Source organism: Campylobacter sp. 2014D-0259 (genome assembly GCF_008000505.1).
Lineage (GTDB): Bacteria > Campylobacterota > Campylobacteria > Campylobacterales > Campylobacteraceae > Campylobacter_D > Campylobacter_D jejuni.
Window position 1 is genome coordinate 149616 of the sequence record NZ_VOAQ01000024.1, and the last position, 18867, is coordinate 168482.

Below are 18867 nucleotides of genomic sequence, written 5' to 3' on the forward strand. Positions count from 1 at the left end.
CAACCCTTAAATTTTAAGTTTAAAAACCTTAGCATCTCTAGAATTAATCACCAAGTCAAATAAATTCTTATCATAATTTCCTAAAAAAAACATTTGCACATAAGCACTATTAAACATGGTTTTATCCATTAAAATAAATTGTGCGTAAGGAATAGCACTATCCTTTAAATAAAAAATATAAAACTGAGCCTTATCATCAATTGGAGTGATTTTGTATTCACCTTGTTTAATAGAATTAATCTCTACGATACTATTTACAGAAACCACATTATCACCTATTTTAAAACTTCTAAAATCATCGCTTAAAACCACTCCGTTGCTAAGATAAATTTCTCCATTTTTAACATCAAGTGGATAAGCTGTGCTAAAGGTAAAAGGTTTATCCAAAACTCCTGTATCTAAATTAATAAAAGAAAAACTAGCCACCGTAGAAAAAATCAAAGACATTCTAGCGGGCATATAAAGATAAATATCACGAGTTTTTGGCGTATCGATTTTAAAATCAGGTTTTGATAATGAAGCTAGAAACAAATCCACATTGCTTTGATTATAATCTTTCATCATGGCTTGCAAAATGTCTGTTTTTAAAATATCATTTTGCGGAGCATAAAAGCTTTTTTCTGTATATTCTACACTAAGTCTTGCCATATTAGCTGCAGCTTGTTCATCTTTGCTTAAAGCAAAAGAAGGGAAAAAATTATCCTTACCTAAATGCTTTCCACCATCTACTAAAGTTTTCACATCGCTATAATAACGCACAGGATAACCATAATCCCACCAAGTTACCACATAATCTTCTCTATTGGCTATATTTTTTAATTGATTTAATAATGATGCTTCATTTTGAGAAAAAACTGTTGGCGCTTTATAGTTGTAAATATGGATAAATACTGGAGCTAAAGTCAAAATAGTTGCAAAAACAATACAAACATTTGAAGTTAATTGGCTATATTTTTTAACCATTATAGCCTTAAACTCGCTCAATAAAAAACCAAATCCTAAGGCCATTACAGGTACAGAATAAATGGTAAATCTAAGCCCCCCTTTTAAGGCTAAAAACCCAAGCACCAATATAGGCAAAGCCATAATCATACTTTTATGTTTTCTCAAAAGCCATACAAAACCAAACAAAGAAAACAAAAAAACAATTTCACTACCACTAATTCTTCGCATAAATTCGCTAAGATCTACATTTTCAACTTCTTGTATGGTTTGATTGACATTAAAATACATAAAGCCCTGCGTTAAATTCGCACTTTCATCACTTCTAAAAATATAAAATTTAAGCTGATAAAGTATAGGATCAACCCCACCACTTAAAATCAAAAATATCAAAGTTGCACTACCTAAAATTCCTATAATCATAAAATTTAAGCGTTTTTGCTCTAAGGCGAATAAAGCAAAAAGTATTACTATAATGGCACTTTGATAAAACCATGCTATATTTGAAAGAGTAAGAGAAGACAAAATCACAGCTATATAAAAAATCTTTTCTTTTCTATGAAAAATAAGTGTATAAATTAAAAAAAGTCCAATTAAAGCTACATTTAAAGTATAACTTGAAGGATACCACCAAAGATAAATTCCTATAAATAACGGCAAGGCAATCAATGAAAAAAAGTCTTTTTTTAAAATCATTCTTACCATAAAAAATAAAATAAACATAGGCAAAACAATTACCAGCATATCCGTATCATAATACCCACTCATAGTGCGATTATAATAACTGTTTGCTATACTTGCTAAAAGAGCAGCTACAAAGCCCATTAAAGGACGTTTGTATTCGTTAGCTAGCAAAATAGTAGGAATCACCACCAAAGAAGATAAAAAAGTACTCATATATAAAATGATACTTTCAAAAGAAAAAGGTGTGATTTTATAAAGCCAATAAGTAAGCGCGGATAAAGAAGATCCATAATAACTCAAATCATTAGGCTGATGAAAACCTGCTATCATATCTCTTGCGCCCTCAGCAAAAGCATAGCCATCATTTGAAATGATCATTAACTGATTATTGAAAAAATACTCATTAAACTCACTTGCCCACCAAACCCAATAAAACCTGCAAAATACACTAAAAACATAAGCTAATATAATCATCGCAAACAAAACTAAATAAGGGTTTTTTAAATACTCTTTTTTCAACATCTTTTATCCTAATAAATATTTCAAAGCATCGCGTGCAATTTTTACTTTATCAAAAGCTTTAGCCCTAGTTTTAGCCTTATTTTTATACGCTTTTCTTAATTTATCGTCTTCAAGCATAGTCTTTAAACCCTGAAACATGGAGTTTTCATTATCTACTTCTACTAAAAGTCCAAATTCATCATCGCCAAAAAGCTCTCTTGCGCCACTTTTATGATCAGTGCAAACCACCGCACAAGAACAAGCTAAGCTTTCAATTAAAACATTTGAAAAGCCTTCAAATACAGAAGCAAAAGCAAAAAATTCGCATTTAGCCATGTATTTATAAGGATTATTATCAAATCCTAAAAGCAAAACCTTTTCTTCTAAATTTAACTCTTTAATCAAAGCTAAAAGCTCATCTTTAAGCACACCTTCACCTAAAATCACAAGCTTTAAATCTGTTTTCAATCTTGCATAAGCACGAATTAATAAAGCATGATTTTTACCTTTATCAAGCCTGCCTACACTTAAAATAAATTTATCTTTTAAAGCTACATCTTCAAGAGCTTTTTGCTCTATATTTTCTAAATCGATGGCATTGTATAAAATTTCACATTTTTTTGGATTTATACTAAAATTTTGCACTAAATCTTCTAAATTTCCCTTAGAATTAGGCAAGATTAAATCAGCTTTTGGGTAAAGCAAAGAAATTAAAAATTTATTTGCCAAAGAATTAAAATTATTTTTCGCATACATCACACTTGGCGTAGTGCATTCATTGATCACAAGGCGAGTTTTGTTTCCAAACATTCTTGCCATTAAGGCTATATAATTAGGTCGATTTAAAAAAACAAATTCTGTATCAATGCCTAAATTTCTGCAAAGTTTTTTATATTTTAAAGCCAAAAAAGGTAGTTTTAAAAATTTCAAAATAGGATTTTCACTAGGTTTTGAACATTCTAAAAAATGAATTTGACACTCTGGAATTTCATAAGAAATTTTATCATTCATTAAAATCAAATGCACTTCAAATTTCAAACTTAAAATAGGCAATAAAGTCGCCACAACTCTTTCAGCACCACCACTTCCTAAAGAATAAATAAAAATGCCTAATTTTTGCATAAAGCCACCCGAATTTTTGATAATTTTTCAATCATATTATTTGGAATTATACTTAAAATGAGTAATATCAAAGCAGGAGCGTTGATTTTTATACTCAGGCTTTTAAACAAACACTTATAAAGAGCTTTATAATTTTTTGCAAGTTTTGCATAATAAGCTGCCATTTTATAATAACTCGCACAAGTTTTTTTATAATCTTTATCCTTACTCATTCTAAGTTCATTTTCTAAAATTTTAGCAAGCTCTAAATATCCCAAATACACCCTATGAGCATTTTTACTCGCCCCTAAAGTCACGCTATCTTGCCTAAAAATCCTATAAATCCTAAAAGCCTTATGGATATAAAAACTTTTTTCCTTGTATAAATTTACCCAAAGCGTGGCTTCATTGCCATAAAATTCTTCATTAAAACGCTTGTTTTCAAGTAGAGATTTTTTAAAAACAGAAAAAAACTCTCCGCTAAATTTAGCCATTAAAAAATCTTTTTTAGAAATTTCACTATCTTTTTCCAAGCCCTTACCGCTAAATTCCTTGCTTAAATTTCCTTCTTTTTCTATCAAACAATTTCCAAAAACATGAGCATAACCCTCATTTGCTTTTTGCATCAAGGTACTTAAAGCCCCAGATAAAAGCTCATCATCATCATCTAAAAAAGTTACAAACTCGCCACTTGCTTGATCTAAGCCATTGTTTTTATTGCCATTTGGGCCTTGTTTGTAATTTTGATTTAAAAAATACTTAATGCGATCATCATCTTTTTGTAAATTTTGCACCACACTTTTAGTATCATCACTAGAATTATCATCGCTTACAATGATTTCTAAATCTTTAAAATCTTGATTTTGTATGCTTTTAATAGCCTTTTCTAACAAAACTTGACGATTAAAAGTTGGCACTATAACAGAAAGTTTAGGCATTTTTAACCTCGACTATAAGCTTAAGCCATTCTTCTTTGATGTTAGAAATTTCAAAGTCTTTACACCTTTGTTTGGCATTATTTACAAGTTCTTTTCTAAAATTTTCATCATTTAAAACAAGTTCAAGTTTTTTAGCAAGTGCTATTTCATCATCACAACCTACCAAAAGCCCATCATGATTATCTTTGATTAAATCCTTAGCACCATTATAATAAGAACTTGAAATTCTACAAACCTCAAAATACAAACTTTCAATTAAAACCGTTGGCAAACCCTCTACAAAAGAACAAAGGCAAAGCACTTTTGCTTTTTCATAAAGAGCCTTGACATTTTCAACGCGTCCTAAAAAATCAACTTTTATTCCTAAAGATTTTACCTTGTATTCAAGTTCTTGCCTTAACTCTCCATCTCCTGCTATAACAAATTTATAATTTTCTTGCAAATTTTTATCCAAATGTGCTATAGCTTTTAAAAACATTACAGGGTTTTTGTTGTGATCTAAACGCCCTATAAAAAGAACCAAATTTTCTTTTTCAAAACTAGAATCAAAAGGAATTTCATCGCTAAAATGACAAGGGTTTAATAAAAGCTTAACCCTTTTTACAAATCTTTCATAATACACCTTATCACTGCTTCCAAGCACACTTAAAGCATCACAAAAAGGATAGCTTACCCTTCTTAAAAAACGCCAAGTTTTAGGTTTTAAATACGCTTCATTACTATGCTCGCTAATGATGAGTGGAGTTTTAAGTCCTATATTAGCTAGAATACAAGCAATATTAGTTGTATCCAAAAAAGAAATAAAAACATCAGCCTTACTTTCTTTTAAAGCCTTTCTTAAGGCAAAAAATTTCTTAAAACGACTTGCGATTTTATGATAAAGCGTGTCAAATCTAAATTGTTCTAAACTTGTAACTTTAACTTCATTTTCAAGCTTATAAAAAGATTCTCCTGTATGAAATTTAATAATACTTACTTCATGCTCTTTGCAAAGCGCATTAGCTAAGGTTACTAAAACACGCTCAGCGCCTCCTGAATTTAAAGTTGCGATAATAAAGCTTATTTTCATCATTTCTCCTCTTTAAGCTTACCGTGTTCTAAACGATAAACCTTATCACATTGCGTTATCGTAGAAAGGCGATGTGCGATAATAATCATGGTTTTATCTTTAGAAATTTTATAAATTTCATCCATGATTTTTGCTTCACTTTGAGTATCAAGCGCAGAAGTTGCTTCATCAAGCACTAAAATTTCAGGCTCTAAATACAAAGCCCTTGCTATAGCTATGCGTTGTTTTTGTCCCCCGCTTAAATTACTCCCCCCATCGCCTACTTTTGTCTGAACTCCTTGAGGTAAATTTTTTATAAAATGCTCTAAATTTGCTTGTTTGATAACCTTATTAAGTTTTTCTTCATCAACCGCATCTCCAAAAGTGATATTTTTAGCTATGCTATCATTAAAAAGATAGATATTTTGCGGGATATAGCCTATTTTTTGGCGATAATTTTTTGCATTACTTGCATTTAATTCTTGCTTATCAATTAAAATTTGCCCTTCTTTTGGTTTTAAAAGTCCTATGATAAGATCTACTAAGGTACTTTTTCCACAACCACTCTCCCCTATAAAAGCGATTTTTTCACCTTTTTTAATGTTTAAATTAAGATTTTTAAATAAATATTTTTTTCCCTCATAACCAAAGCTAAGATTGCAAATTTTAAGCTCTTGATTAAAACTTAATTTTCCCTCGCCCAAATTTTCTTCTTCTTGTCTTAAATTTTGATAAATAATATTCAAAGAAGAATGATAATAAAGCAAATCATGATAACTTGTGATAATACGATTTGCGCTTGGCATTAAGCGATAAAGCGCTAAAACAAAAATAGAAATCGTGGATAAAATACCTGAAATATCACTTTCATTTTTCAAAACCAAAAATACCACGATAAAAACAAGCACACAAAAGCCTATTCCTTCAAGATAAATTCTAGGCACCGCAGCTACGCTTTCATTGGTAATATTTGCTTTAGAAAAAGCTTCACTTTGTGCTTTAAAAAGACTTAATACTCCATCTTCTTTGGTTTTAAGCTTGATAAATTTAAAATTATTTAAATTTGTATTTAAAATTTCGAAGAAATTTTTCATCGCTTCTTCGCGTCTTAGTCCTGCTTTTTTAATGATAGGGCTTAAAATTTTCACTAAAATAAAAGCATTTAACACCATAAAAATACTTAAAAATAAAGTGATTTTATAATTAATCAAAAGCATTAAAGCATAAAGCAAAAGCACTACAAAAATTTCACTCATCAAAAGTAAAAATGATGAAATCATAGTGCTTAGATTATAAACTTCCCCTGTAATGGACTTTAAAATTTCAGATTGATTTTTTTGAGTAAATTTTTCATAATTAATATTTAAAAATTTAGAAAAAACCTTATAAGCGATCGCATGATAACGTCCTTTAGAAAATCTTGCCAAAAGATGAAAATAATACGCATTTAACAAAGCTCTAAATACATAAAAAACAATAAGCCCCACTCCAAAATAAACAATGATTTCAAAAACAGGGATATTAAGATATTCTTTTAGGCTGATTAAATATTTATTACGATCAAAATAAGAAAAATCACTAGCCAAAGTGATAAAAGGCATTACCAAAGAAATCGCAAAAGTTTCTATAAAAGAAACAAATACTGAAAAAACAAGCAAGAAAAATAAAAAATTTTTATCTTCCTTGCTTAAAATAAAAAAAAGTTTTTTTAGCACTGTTTTTCCCAATCAAAAGCAGATTTACAAATAAGCCCTAAATCATCATATTTAGGCTGCCAAGAAGTAAGATTTCTGATTTTACTTGCATCAGAAATCAATACACTAGGATCACCCGCACGGCGTGGGGCAAGTTCTACTTTAAAATCCACTCCGCTAACTTTTTTCATCGCTTCAATCACTTCTTTTACGCTAAAACCATGTCCATAACCTACATTAAAAACATTGCTTTCATTCTCTTTTAAATAATCCAAAGCCGATAAATGCGCACTTGAAATATCATCCACATGGATAAAATCTCTTATGCAAGTGCCATCTTTTGTATCATAATCATCGCCAAATATGAAAAGTTTATTACGTTTTCCTGCGGCACATTCAGCTGCAACTTTTATAAGCAAAGTCGCTTTTGGATAGCGTTGTCCTAAAGTATAATCCATGCAAGCACCTGCAACATTAAAATATCTTAAAATACAATGCTTAAATTCAGGATTTGCCATACTTGCATCACGCAAAACCTCTTCGCTCATAAGCTTACTACGCCCATAAGGATTAATAGGTGCTAAAGGACTTGTTTCGCTCACAACGGGAGTTTGTGGTTCGCCATAAGTGGCTGCCGTTGAAGAAAATATAAATTTATTCACTCCAGTTTGCAAACAAGTTTCGATGAGATTTGTCGTATTAACAGTGTTATTCATATAATACTTTAAAGGGTTTTGCATACTTTCAAAAACTTCAATGCTCGCTGCAAAATGCACAATAGCGTCAAATTTTTCTCTCTCAAACAATGCTTTTACGCCTTGAAAATCACTTAAATCTTGTTCAAAAAATTTAAAAGTTCTTATTTTTTGCAAATCTTCTATTGCGATTTTAGAACCCTTAGAAAGATTATCTAAAACACAAATTTCATGATCTGTTTTTAAAAATTGTCTTAAAGTATGAGAACCTATATAACCTGCACCACCGCTAATAAGAATTTTCATCATCATTCCTTTTTCTAAAAAATATCAAAAATAAATTTTAATATATTTTCTTAAATACTTAAGATTGAACTTTTGAAATTTCACTCTCACAAGCTTTTGCAAAAACTTCTGTATAGGAACGATCTGATTTTTTTGCACGCAAAAAATCTCTCATATAAGAAAGAAAATCAATATAATCTTCTTCACTAACATTAGCTTTAATAAGTTCATATTTTAAAAAAAGCATATAAGTATTTAAAACATCACTTTCACAATATTCGTGAATTTTTTCAAGTTCATTTTCACAAAAAAGTTTCATCACCTCATCGCCATGCACATCATATTTTCCTGGTAAACCCACCATAGAACAAAGTGTATCAAGCTTTATTCCACGCCCATTAGATCCTAAGGATTCTAATAAATCGCAATGTTTTAATTCTGAAAATCTTGTTTTATAATTATTCCATTTATCGCTTTGAGTATCTAAATAAGTTGCTGCTTTTAAATTGTATTTTAAAGCCCTTAAAACAAGAACAGGCATATCGAAATTTTTACCATTAAAGCTGACTAATTTTGGCTCATAATTTTCTATAAAATTAAAAAAATTAGCAATCATTTCTTTTTCATTTTGCCCATCAATTTTATTTACTTTGATAAATTTTCCAAAATTATCACTTAAAACCGCACAAATACTGATGATTTTATGATAAGGCAAAGGCAAAAACTCACTCCCACTTTGTTCTTTTTGCCACTGAAGTGCTTTTAAACTTACCTCCAAATCACTTCCTTCAAAACCCAAAGTTTTGCGAATAAGCTCAACATCTGGTACACTCTCGCAATCAAAAACACAAATATAACCTTCATTTTTTGCCATTTTTAACCTTTTTTTAAATAATTTCGCTAAAATCATAGCAAAAATTTTAAAATATTAGGCTTTTAATGAAAATAGCAATTGTTCGTTTATCAGCACTTGGTGATATTATCCAAAGTGCCGTGGTTTTGCAATTTATCAAAAATTTTAAAAAAGATATAGAAATTCATTGGTTTGTAGATGAAAAATTTGAAGGCATACTTAAAAACCATCCTTTAATAGACAAACTCTATGCCCTACCCTTAAAAGACAAAAAAATTTTAAAAAGCCTAAAAATTCTTCTTAAAGCAAGAAAAAACAACTATAATGCAGTAATAGATCTACAAGGGCTTATAAAATCTGCTATTGTAAGTCGAATTTTAAGTAGAAATAATTTTGGTTTTGATAAAAACAGCCTTAAAGAAAGTTTTGCTCATAATTTCTACAACCAAAAACTTGAGTTAGATTACAATGAAAATGTATTTGTAAGATACTTAAGTCTTACCTCCTTTATGTTAAATACTGATTTTAATGTCAAAAATTTAGCCTTTAAACAAGATATTTTTAGCGTAGATGAAAATTTAAAACAACTCTTAAACAATAAACTCAAGCTCGACAAAAACGAAAAAAACATACTCATACACGTAGGTTCAAGTGTAGAAAATAAAATCTATCCTAAAACCAAACTTGCTATACTTTGCAAACTTTTAATCAATGAATTTCAACAAGCAAAAATTTGGCTCGCTTGGGGAAATGTAAAAGAATACGAATTTGCTAAAGAGGTTTTAAATCTTAGTGGTATTGATGAAACACATATAGAATTAGCGCCAAAATTCAATCTTGAAGAACTAATGGCTTTTACAAAAATGATGGATCTTATCATAGGAAATGATAGCGGCCCAACACATTTGGCTTTTGCTTTAAATAAGGCATCTATTACGATTTTTGGTGCAACACCAAGCTACCGCAATGCTTTTCAAACTCATATCAATAAAATCATTGATGCAGGTAAAAAAATCCAAAATACCAAGCATATCGATAAAAGTGATTTTTGTATCACGCGTATAGAAGAAGAAGATATCTTCAAACTTGCCAAAGGCTTACTTAATGAAAAATAGTGATAGAATATATCTTAGTCTTTATTATATTTTGAAATTTTTTGTTACTTTTATGCCTGAGTGTATCTTGCATTTTTTAGCTTTGATTGTAGCAAGAATCACTTTTTATCTTAACAAAAAACATCGCAAGATCATCGATACAAATTTGCAAATCTGCTTCCCTCAATACACTCAAAAAGAACGCGATAAACTATCTTTGAAAATTTATGAAAATTTTGCTCAATTTGGAATTGATTGTTTACAAAATCAAAACACCACCAAAGAAAAAATTCTCAATAAAGTAAATTTTATCAATGAAAATTTTCTTATAGACGCTCTAGCTTTAAAGCGTCCTATTATCTTCACAACTGCACACTATGGAAACTGGGAAATTTTAAGCCTTGCTTATGCAGCTAAATATGGTGCGATTTCCATAGTGGGAAAAAAGTTAAAAAGTGAAATTATGTATGAAATTTTAAGCCAAAGTCGTACTCAATTTGACATAGAGCTTATTGACAAAAAAGGCGGTATAAGACAAATGCTAAGCGCTCTAAAAAAGGAGCGAGCTTTGGGAATTTTAACTGATCAAGACTGCGTAGAAAACGAAAGCGTAAGATTAAAATTTTTTAACAAAGAAGTGAATTATCAAATGGGAGCAAGCCTTATCGCACAAAGAAGCAATGCTTTGATCATCCCTGTTTATGCCTATAAAGAAGATGGTAAATTTTGCATAGAGTTTTTTAAAGCAAAAGATTCTCAAAATGCAAACTTAGAAGAACTGACACTTTATCAAGCACAAAGTTGCGAAGAAATGATTAAAAAAAGACCTTGGGAATACTTTTTTTTTCATAGACGCTTTGCAAGTTATAATCAAGGAATATACTCATGAATATTTCAATAGTAATACTAACTTTTAATAGTCAAAAATATCTTCAAGAAGTATTACAAAGTGTTAATTTTGCCAATGAAATTATTTTAATAGATAGCGGAAGCACAGATGATAGTCTAATAATAGCAAAAGCTTTTAAAAACATCAAAATTTTTCATCAAGATTGGCTTGGTTTTGGAAAGCAAAAACAATTTGGAGTTGAAAAAGCAACTAATGATTGGATATTTGTTTTAGATAGTGATGAAGTTTTTACTGAAGAATTAAAAGAGGAAGTATTACAAATAATTAAAAATCCATCATTTAAAGCATACAAAGTAGCAAGATTAAATTTTTTCTTTGGAGAAGCAATAACAAAAATGGGGCTATATCCTGATTATAACATAAGACTATTTCATAAAAAATATGCCAAATTTAATGAAAGAGAAGTTCACGAAAGCATAATCTGTCAAGAAAAAATAGGGAAATTAAAACATCATTTTTTACATTATGCTTATGAAAATATCGAGCAATTTATAGATAAACAAAACAAATACTCAAGTCTAAATCCTAAAAAAAATAACCTTCTTAAAGCTTTAATAAATCCTTATTGGACTTTTTTTAAACTTTATTTTGTAAAATTAGGTTTTTTAGAAGGCAAAAGAGGTTTTATCATAGCAAAGCTTTATGCACAATATACTTTTTGGAAATATATTAAATAGGAGTGCAACAATGAAAGGCATTATTTTAGCTGGAGGTAGTGGAACTAGGCTTTATCCTAGCACATTAACTTTATGCAAGCAACTTTTACCTATATACGATAAACCAATGATTTATTATCCTATATCTGTTTTAATGCTTGCAAAAATTAAAGAAGTTTTGATTATTTCTACTCCAAAAGATATTGATAGATTTAAAGAGCTATTCAAAGATGGTTCTTTTCTTGGAATGCAAATTCAGTATAAAATTCAAGAGCGTCCAGAAGGTTTAGCACAAGGACTTATTTTGGCGCAAGATTTTATTCAAAATGATGATATTGCATTAATTTTAGGAGATAATATTTTTTACGGACAAGGCTTTAGTGATATTTTGGAAAATGCAAAAGATGACTTAAAAAAAGGGTTTGCTAGTATTTTTTCTTATCATGTAAAAGATCCAGAAAGATTTGGAGTGGTAGAAATGGATCAAAATGGAAATGTTTTAAGCCTGGAAGAAAAACCCAAAAATCCAAAAAGCAACCATGTGGCAACTGGTTTATATTTTTATAATAATGACGCTATAGATATTGCAAAAAATATAAAACCAAGTGCAAGAGGAGAACTTGAAATAACAGATGTAAATATAGAATATTTAAGGTTAAATAAGCTAAAATCACAACATTTAGGAAGAGGTTTTGCTTGGATTGACACAGGAACTCACGATAGTCTTATAGAAGCTAGTTCGTTTGTGCAAACCATAGAATTAAGGCAGGGTTATAAGATTGCCTGCTTAGAAGAAATAGCCTACAATAACAACTGGATAGATAATGAAATCCTAGAAAAAAGAGCATTGTTACTTTCAAAAAGTAATTATGGTCAATATTTATATAAAATACTTAGTCAAGGAAAATAATGTATATTTTAGTTACTGGCGGAGCTGGTTTTATAGGTAGTAATTTTTTATTATATTTTTTTGAGAAAAATCCAGATGCTAAAATTATAAATTTAGATTTTTTAACATATGCTAGCAATATATCAAATTTAAATAAATTAAAAAATAATCCTAATTATGTATTTATTCAAGGAGATATAAGTGATGTTTTTTTGGTTAATGAAATTTTCAGCAAATATAAAATAAATGCGGTTATAAATTTTGCAGCAGAATCACATGTAGATAATTCTATAAAAAATCCAGATATTTTTATAAAAACAAATATATACGGAACTTGGAATTTATTAAACTCAGCTTATAAAACTTGGTTTCTCGAACCTTTTCTTAAAAAAGACGAATTTAAACAAAGTTTCTTTTATCAAATAAGTACAGATGAAGTTTATGGATCTTTGGGAGAAAATGGAAAATTTACAGAAGATAACGCTTATGCTCCAAATTCCCCTTATTCAGCTTCAAAAGCAAGTGCTGATATGCTTGTTAGAAGTTATCACCATACTTATGGATTAAATGCTGTTATTTCTAATTGTTCTAACAATTACGGACCTTTTCAGCATGATGAAAAACTTATACCCACTATAATAAGAAATGCTTTAAATGAGATTCCAATTCCTATATATGGAGATGGTAAGAATATAAGAGATTGGCTATATGTAAAAGATCATTGCATAGCTATAGAAAGTATTTATAAATATGCTTTTAAAAAGATAAAAGAAAATAATAGCTTTTTTGATGTATTTAATATAGGAACAAATGAAGAATGGCAAAATATAGACATAGCTAATAAAATTTGTTCTTATTTAGATAATGTATTGCCAAAAAATACTTCTTATAAAGAGCAAATTACTTTTGTAAAGGATAGAGCAGGTCATGATAGAAGATATGCTATAGATTCTACAAAATTACAAAAAACTATAGGCTGGAAAGCGCAAGAAAATTTTAATAGTGGTTTAGAAAAAACTATAAAGTGGTATATTGAAAAGTATAAGGGGTGATATTGAATTATCAAATTTTAAATTTTAAACTTATAAATAGTAAAAATTCAACATTAAGTGTTCATCAAAAAGATGTAAATTGCCCATTTGAAATTAAAAGAATTTTTTATATATATGATTTTTTAGATGATTCAATAAGAGGCGAACATGCTAATTTAAACTCAGAATTTATTTTTATAGCTTTAAATGGAAACTGTGAAATTTCAATAGATGATGGACAAACAAAACAAAAAATAATATTAAATGATAAAACTAAAGGTTTATATATAGATAAGATGATATGGAAACAAATGTATAATTTTTCTAAAGATTGTATTTTATTGGTATTAACAAATACTTACTATGATGAAAAAGAATATATTTATGATTATAAGTATTTTTGCGAATTGAAAAATAATATGGGGGGGGGTATGCTATAAAAATCATGCCTTAAAAGTGGCATAAAAAGTTATAAAATTTTAAAGTTAGATGCCATAAAAGATGATAGAGGTAAATTAGTAGCTTTAGAAAGCAATAAAGAAATTCCATTTGAGATAAAAAGGGTGTATTATATATTTGATACAGATCCAAATTTTCCAAGAGGAGCACATGCACATAAGAATTTAGAACAAATGCTTATAATGATTAGCGGTTCTTGTGATATAATACTAAATGATGGAAAAAATTGTGAAAAAATTTGCCTAAATCGTCCAGATATAGGACTTTATATAGGTAAAAATATATGGAGAGAGATGAAAAATTTTTCCTATGGAGCAAAATTACTTGTTTTAGCAAGTGATTTTTATGATGAAAAAGAATATATTAGAGACTATGGAGAATTTTTAAAGGTTATTAAAACATGAATATTATATTGATTGGAACAACAACAAATTTTGATATTTTTAACTCAATTTTACAAAATAAATATATAAAAGTTATAGGAGCCATTATAGATAAAAATTTAACATCCAACATAGATAGTAAATCACATTTAGATTTTCTTCATAAAAATAATATCAAAGAAATACAATTAGAAGATTTACCTTTAATAAAATATGATTTATGTTTAATAATTACCTACTCTAAAATACTCGATATGAAATACTTTAAAAATGGCATCAATATAAATATTCACGGAGGCATATTACCATACTGGAGAGGATTTTACGCAAATATATGGGCTGTATTAAATAATCAATCATATATAGGATATACATTGCATGCATTAAACAAAAAAATGGATGATGGTGCTATATATTATATAATAAAAGAACGCATACATAAAAATGAAAAATTTTTTAATGCCAATAAACGATTAAGAGAAAAAATATGCAATAATATACCAGAGCTTTTAATAAATATACACAATAAAAAAATTAAACCAAAAAAACAACCAAACAAAAGTGATTATTTCTTTTGCTCAAAAATAAAATCAAGTGATTTAATAATTGCAAATTGGAATCAAAAATCTGAATATTTTTATAATTTATTTAGAATATTTTCAAAACCTGGTGGAACTGGATTATTTGTTAAATATAATAATAATTTACACGAAATTACAGAGCTAAAATATACAAATACTACTAAATATTTAGGCATACCTGGTACAGTTGTAAATAAAGATAGTAAATATACCTATATAAAAACTCAAGATTCTTATATAAAGATTATATTAAGCAATTGTAATTTACAAATAGGGGTTAGATTATGAAAAGAAATATCAAACAATATACTAAAAATTACACAAGTAAAGAGCATGATTTTGAAGAAATAATGGTTTATTATAGAAGAAAAAAAGTATTAGAAATTTTAAACAAATACAATCCTAAAAACATTTTAGAAATAGGATGCGGCATGGATTCTATTTTTAATTATTATAAAAATTTTAATAAAGCAATTATAATAGAACCGTCTGATGCGTTTTATAATAAAGCTATAAGCGATTTTAAAGAAAAGGATAATATAGAAATTTTTAATGATTTCTTGGAAAATATAACAAAAACATTGAAAAATAATAATTTTGATTTTATAATATGTAGCAGCTTATTACACGAAGTAAATAATCCTGATAGTTTTTTAAAAGATATTTTAAAAATATGTATTAAAGAAACTATAATTCATATAAATGTCCCGAATTCAAATTCTTTTCATTTGCTTTGGGCTTATGAGAGTGGTTTGATAAATAAACTTGGAAATTTGACAAATACAGCCATAAAATTTCAACAAAATACAACATTTGATTTAAATAAACTCACACAATTCGTAAAAAATCATATTGGCGGGGGGGGGTGTATATTAGATAGTGGTTCGTATTTTATAAAACCTTTTAATCATTCTAAAATGTCATTATGCTTAGAAAATAAAATTATAGATGAAAAATTACTAGATGGTTTATACAAATTAAATGATTATATGCATGAATTTGGTGCTGAAATTTTTGTAAATATTAGGATTTGAATGGATATATTAGAAATAACAGAAAGCGAATATCATAATTTTGATTTAACATTTTCATATTTTGACTTAGTCAGTTTTATAAATTATAATAAATATAAAGTAAATGATGTGAAATATTTTTTATTTAAAAATAATAAAAATAGATTTATTATTTCTTGTGGTATTAAAGAAAATGATATGCTATTTCCTTTTTCAGCACCATTTTCATGTTTAATAAACATATCAAAAGATAATAAAATGTTGTATTATCATGAAGCTATTAAACTTATAATTAAATGGGCTAATGAAAATTGTAAAAAAAATATATATTTTAATACACCACCATTATTTTATAACTACAGCCATATAACAAAATTGCAAAATGCGTTAATATCTAATAATTTTAGCATAAACGATTATGATGTGAATTATGAAATTTATTTAAAAAATATAGATGATTATCTGAATACAATAAAACATGCAGCTAAAAAAAATTTAAACTCATCTTTAGAGCACAAATTAAAATTTATTAAAACAAATAAATTAGAAATTGTTTTTAACATAATAAAAGAAAATAGAGAAAGTAAAAACTATAATTTAAATATGACAATTGAAGATGTAGAACAGACATCAAAAATTATACCTACAGATTTGTTTTTAGTATATAAAGATGATATACCTATAGCATCTGCTATTGTTCATATAATGAGCCAAAATATAGCTAGAGTGGTATATTGGGGAAATACTACAAATAGCAATAAATATCGCCCTATGAATTTTTTATCTTATAATTTATTTTTATATTATAAAAATCAGAATTTCAAAATAGTTGACATAGGCACATCAACTCTACATACTACTCCAAATTTTGGATTATGTGATTATAAAGAAAGTATAGGGTGTAGTTGTTCGCCAAAAATAAATTTTTTACATAAAGTAAAAAAATGAAAAAAATATCTATCATAACTCCATGTTTTAATCATGAAAAATATGTGAGTTATTTTTTACAAAGTGTTTTAGAGCAAAGTTTTAGTGATTTTGAGCTCATTATAGTAGATGATTGTTCAAGTGATAATAGCACAAAAGAAATTCAAAAATTTAAAGATCCAAGAATAAAACTTATAAAACATGAATTTAACAAAGGTATAAATGCCACATTAAATACAGCTTTTGAAAACTCAAATGGAGAATACATAGTATTTTGTGCAAGTGATGATATATTAGAAAAAAATGCTTTAGAAATTATCTATAAAACATTTAAAGATAATGATATTATAGCTGTATATCCAAATTTGATTTGTATAGATGAAAATAATGAAATTTTAGGGAACTTATATCCATTAAAACAAAGAAATAAGGTAGAATTATTATATTATTTATTTATGCGATACAACTGCTTAACATCAGTTGGATTATCTTTAAAAAGAGATGTTTTTGAAAAATTATATCCTTTACCAAATTCAATGTGCAACTATCAAGATATGAAGATGCATATTGATATATTAAATATTGGCGAAATTAAAATACTTGAAACACAACTTATAAGATACAGAAGAACTAGGGACAAAACAAATATAAGTGCTCATAATAGCATCACAACAACTCGAGAAAACCTAGAAACAGAAATGCTCTTAGATACTTACCTAAAATTTGATAATATATTTTTATTAGAGCAAATTTTTCATAAAGAAGTAAATAAAACAAATATAAAACCTTATCAAGAGACATTGCCTTTTTTTTTAGGAATAATGGCTTTAGAATCTGACAACATATATAAAAAATATTGGGGTTATCATAAAATAATGGAATTTTATAAAAATGATGCCAATGCTAAAATTTTATATGAAAAATATAATTTTACATTTAAAGACTATCTACAATTAGCAAAAAAATGTGATACAGGGGATATTTTTATAAAAAAATATAGAAAATATAAAAAAATGTTTAATTATACAGCTTTATTATTAGGTATAATTGTATTTATTTTAATTTTTAATTTTATAATAATGGAAATCAAATGATAAAATTTTTAGACTTAAAACAAATAAATGATAGATTTAATACTGAATTTATAACAAAATTTAAAGAAATTCTAGAAAGTGGTTGGTATATACTTGGAAAGCAATGTGAAAAATTTGAAAATAATTTTGCAAAATATTGTGGGGTTAAGCATTGCATAGGCGTTGCAAATGGGCTTGATGCTTTAAGATTGATCATAAAAGCTTATAACTTTAAAGAAAATGACGAAATCATAGTTCCCGCAAATACATACATAGCATCAATTTTAGCTATAACTGATAATAAATGCAAACCTATACTGATAGAGCCTGATATCAATACTTACAACATAAATCCTGATTTAATAGAAGAAAAGATCACAAAAAAAACTAAAGCTATCATGGTTGTTCATCTTTATGGTCAAGTTTGTGATATGGAAAAAATTCAGTTGTTAGCTAATAAATACAATTTAAAAATTATAGAAGATTGTGCTCAAGCACATGGCGCTATTTATAAAGATAAACGAGTTGGAAATTTGGGAGATGCCGCCGGTTTTTCTTTTTACCCTGGTAAAAATTTAGGTGCTTTAGGGGATGCTGGGTGTATTTGCACCAATGATGATAATTTTGCATCCAAAATTAGAGCTTTAGCAAATTATGGCTCTCATAAAAAATATGAAAATTTATATATAGGATTAAATTCTAGATTAGATGAGATACAAGCTGCTTTTTTGGATATAAAATTAAAATATTTAGATGAAGACAATAATAAAAGAAAAAATATAGCAAATTTTTATCTACAAAATATAAAAAATGAAAATATTATATTACCTAGTAATAAATTTGATCATGTTTGGCATCTATTTGTAGTCAAAACAAAACTTAGAGATAAATTACAACACTATCTAAATAATCATGATATTCAAACTATTATACACTATCCTATCCCTCCTCATAAGCAAAAATGCTATAAAGATTTAAATCATTTACAACTACCCGTAACAGAAAACATCCATCAAGAAGTTTTGTCATTACCTATATCGCCAACCATGAAAGAAAATGATTTTAAAAAAGTGGCTGATATATTAAACAAATGGAAAGTCTGATAGATCG

The 18867-nt window shown here is 27.6% G+C and carries 19 protein-coding genes; 12 read left to right on the forward strand and 7 right to left on the reverse strand.

The window, feature by feature from the left end; translation table 11 throughout:
• Positions 1–6: 6 nt before the first annotated feature.
• Genes pglB through SR63_RS05405 form a run of 7 tightly spaced genes read right to left on the reverse strand, consistent with a single transcriptional unit; the run spans position 7 to position 8762 of the window.
• Positions 7–2148, reverse strand: coding sequence for an undecaprenyl-diphosphooligosaccharide--protein glycotransferase (pglB, locus tag SR63_RS05375; RefSeq protein WP_002866139.1), 2142 nt, complete (start codon positions 2146–2148; stop codon positions 7–9).
• 3 nt (positions 2149–2151) lie between these two features.
• On the reverse strand, positions 2152–3249 hold the full coding sequence (gene pglJ, locus SR63_RS05380) for an N-acetylgalactosamine-N,N'-diacetylbacillosaminyl-diphospho-undecaprenol 4-alpha-N-acetylgalactosaminyltransferase (RefSeq protein ID WP_002866140.1): 1098 nt from the start codon (positions 3247–3249) through the stop codon (positions 2152–2154).
• Positions 3237–4166: a GalNAc(5)-diNAcBac-PP-undecaprenol beta-1,3-glucosyltransferase gene (gene pglI, locus SR63_RS05385; RefSeq protein WP_002866141.1), complete on the reverse strand. Its 930-nt coding sequence runs from the start codon at positions 4164–4166 to the stop codon at positions 3237–3239. Before pglI ends, pglJ begins: the two co-directional genes overlap by 13 nt.
• A complete protein-coding gene (gene pglH / locus SR63_RS05390) occupies positions 4159–5238 on the reverse strand; it encodes a GalNAc-alpha-(1->4)-GalNAc-alpha-(1->3)-diNAcBac-PP-undecaprenol alpha-1,4-N-acetyl-D-galactosaminyltransferase (RefSeq protein ID WP_072238645.1) in 1080 nt (359 codons plus the stop codon). The genes pglI and pglH overlap by 8 nt, the downstream gene beginning before the upstream one ends.
• Entirely contained in the window at positions 5235–6929 is a 1695-nt protein-coding gene (pglK, locus tag SR63_RS05395) for an ABC-type lipopolysaccharide transporter PglK (RefSeq protein ID WP_002877063.1), read from the reverse strand. The genes pglH and pglK overlap by 4 nt, the downstream gene beginning before the upstream one ends.
• Positions 6923–7909 carry a UDP-glucose 4-epimerase GalE gene (gene galE / locus SR63_RS05400; protein WP_002877060.1) on the reverse strand — a complete coding sequence of 329 codons (987 nt, stop codon included), beginning with the start codon at positions 7907–7909 and terminating at the stop codon, positions 6923–6925. The genes pglK and galE overlap by 7 nt, the downstream gene beginning before the upstream one ends.
• A gap of 58 nt (positions 7910–7967) precedes the next feature.
• Positions 7968–8762, reverse strand: coding sequence for a 3'-5' exonuclease (locus SR63_RS05405; protein ID WP_002877059.1), 795 nt, complete (start codon positions 8760–8762; stop codon positions 7968–7970).
• A gap of 65 nt (positions 8763–8827) precedes the next feature.
• Between SR63_RS05405 and waaC the strand changes: the two genes are divergently transcribed.
• Genes waaC through wlaRG form a run of 12 tightly spaced genes read left to right on the forward strand, consistent with a single transcriptional unit; the run spans position 8828 to position 18860 of the window.
• Positions 8828–9856, forward strand: coding sequence for a lipopolysaccharide heptosyltransferase I (gene waaC / locus SR63_RS05410; RefSeq protein WP_002866145.1), 1029 nt, complete (start codon positions 8828–8830; stop codon positions 9854–9856).
• On the forward strand, positions 9846–10724 hold the full coding sequence (gene htrB, locus SR63_RS05415) for a lipid A biosynthesis lauroyl acyltransferase HtrB (protein WP_002801091.1): 879 nt from the start codon (positions 9846–9848) through the stop codon (positions 10722–10724). Before waaC ends, htrB begins: the two co-directional genes overlap by 11 nt.
• On the forward strand, positions 10721–11422 hold the full coding sequence (locus tag SR63_RS05420) for a glycosyltransferase family 2 protein (RefSeq protein ID WP_002869594.1): 702 nt from the start codon (positions 10721–10723) through the stop codon (positions 11420–11422). Before htrB ends, SR63_RS05420 begins: the two co-directional genes overlap by 4 nt.
• Before the next feature lie 10 nt (positions 11423–11432).
• Entirely contained in the window at positions 11433–12311 is an 879-nt protein-coding gene (rfbA, locus tag SR63_RS05425; protein ID WP_002932653.1) for a glucose-1-phosphate thymidylyltransferase RfbA, read from the forward strand.
• On the forward strand, positions 12311–13342 hold the full coding sequence (gene rfbB, locus SR63_RS05430) for a dTDP-glucose 4,6-dehydratase (protein WP_144743122.1): 1032 nt from the start codon (positions 12311–12313) through the stop codon (positions 13340–13342). Before rfbA ends, rfbB begins: the two co-directional genes overlap by 1 nt.
• 2 nt (positions 13343–13344) lie before the next feature.
• Positions 13345–13761 (forward strand): class E lipooligosaccharide biosynthesis 3,4-ketoisomerase WlaRA, encoded by a 417-nt coding sequence (gene wlaRA / locus SR63_RS05435; protein ID WP_002932645.1) that lies wholly within the window; start codon positions 13345–13347, stop codon positions 13759–13761.
• A gap of 21 nt (positions 13762–13782) precedes the next feature.
• Positions 13783–14184, forward strand: coding sequence for a class E lipooligosaccharide biosynthesis 3,4-ketoisomerase WlaRB (wlaRB, locus tag SR63_RS05440; protein WP_144743124.1), 402 nt, complete (start codon positions 13783–13785; stop codon positions 14182–14184).
• Positions 14181–15032 (forward strand): formyltransferase family protein, encoded by an 852-nt coding sequence (locus tag SR63_RS05445; RefSeq protein WP_014517058.1) that lies wholly within the window; start codon positions 14181–14183, stop codon positions 15030–15032. Before wlaRB ends, SR63_RS05445 begins: the two co-directional genes overlap by 4 nt.
• Positions 15029–15778, forward strand: a complete 750-nt coding sequence (locus SR63_RS05450; RefSeq protein ID WP_251826679.1) for a class I SAM-dependent methyltransferase — start codon at positions 15029–15031, stop codon at positions 15776–15778. The genes SR63_RS05445 and SR63_RS05450 overlap by 4 nt, the downstream gene beginning before the upstream one ends.
• Positions 15779–16705 carry a hypothetical protein gene (locus SR63_RS05455; RefSeq protein WP_144743126.1) on the forward strand — a complete coding sequence of 309 codons (927 nt, stop codon included), beginning with the start codon at positions 15779–15781 and terminating at the stop codon, positions 16703–16705.
• On the forward strand, positions 16702–17778 hold the full coding sequence (locus SR63_RS05460; protein WP_147498393.1) for a glycosyltransferase family 2 protein: 1077 nt from the start codon (positions 16702–16704) through the stop codon (positions 17776–17778). Before SR63_RS05455 ends, SR63_RS05460 begins: the two co-directional genes overlap by 4 nt.
• The gene (wlaRG, locus tag SR63_RS05465; RefSeq protein ID WP_147498394.1) at positions 17775–18860 is read left to right on the forward strand and encodes a class E lipooligosaccharide biosynthesis aminotransferase WlaRG; all 1086 of its coding nucleotides are present in this window, start codon (positions 17775–17777) and stop codon (positions 18858–18860) included. The genes SR63_RS05460 and wlaRG overlap by 4 nt, the downstream gene beginning before the upstream one ends.
• Positions 18861–18867 lie beyond the last annotated feature (7 nt).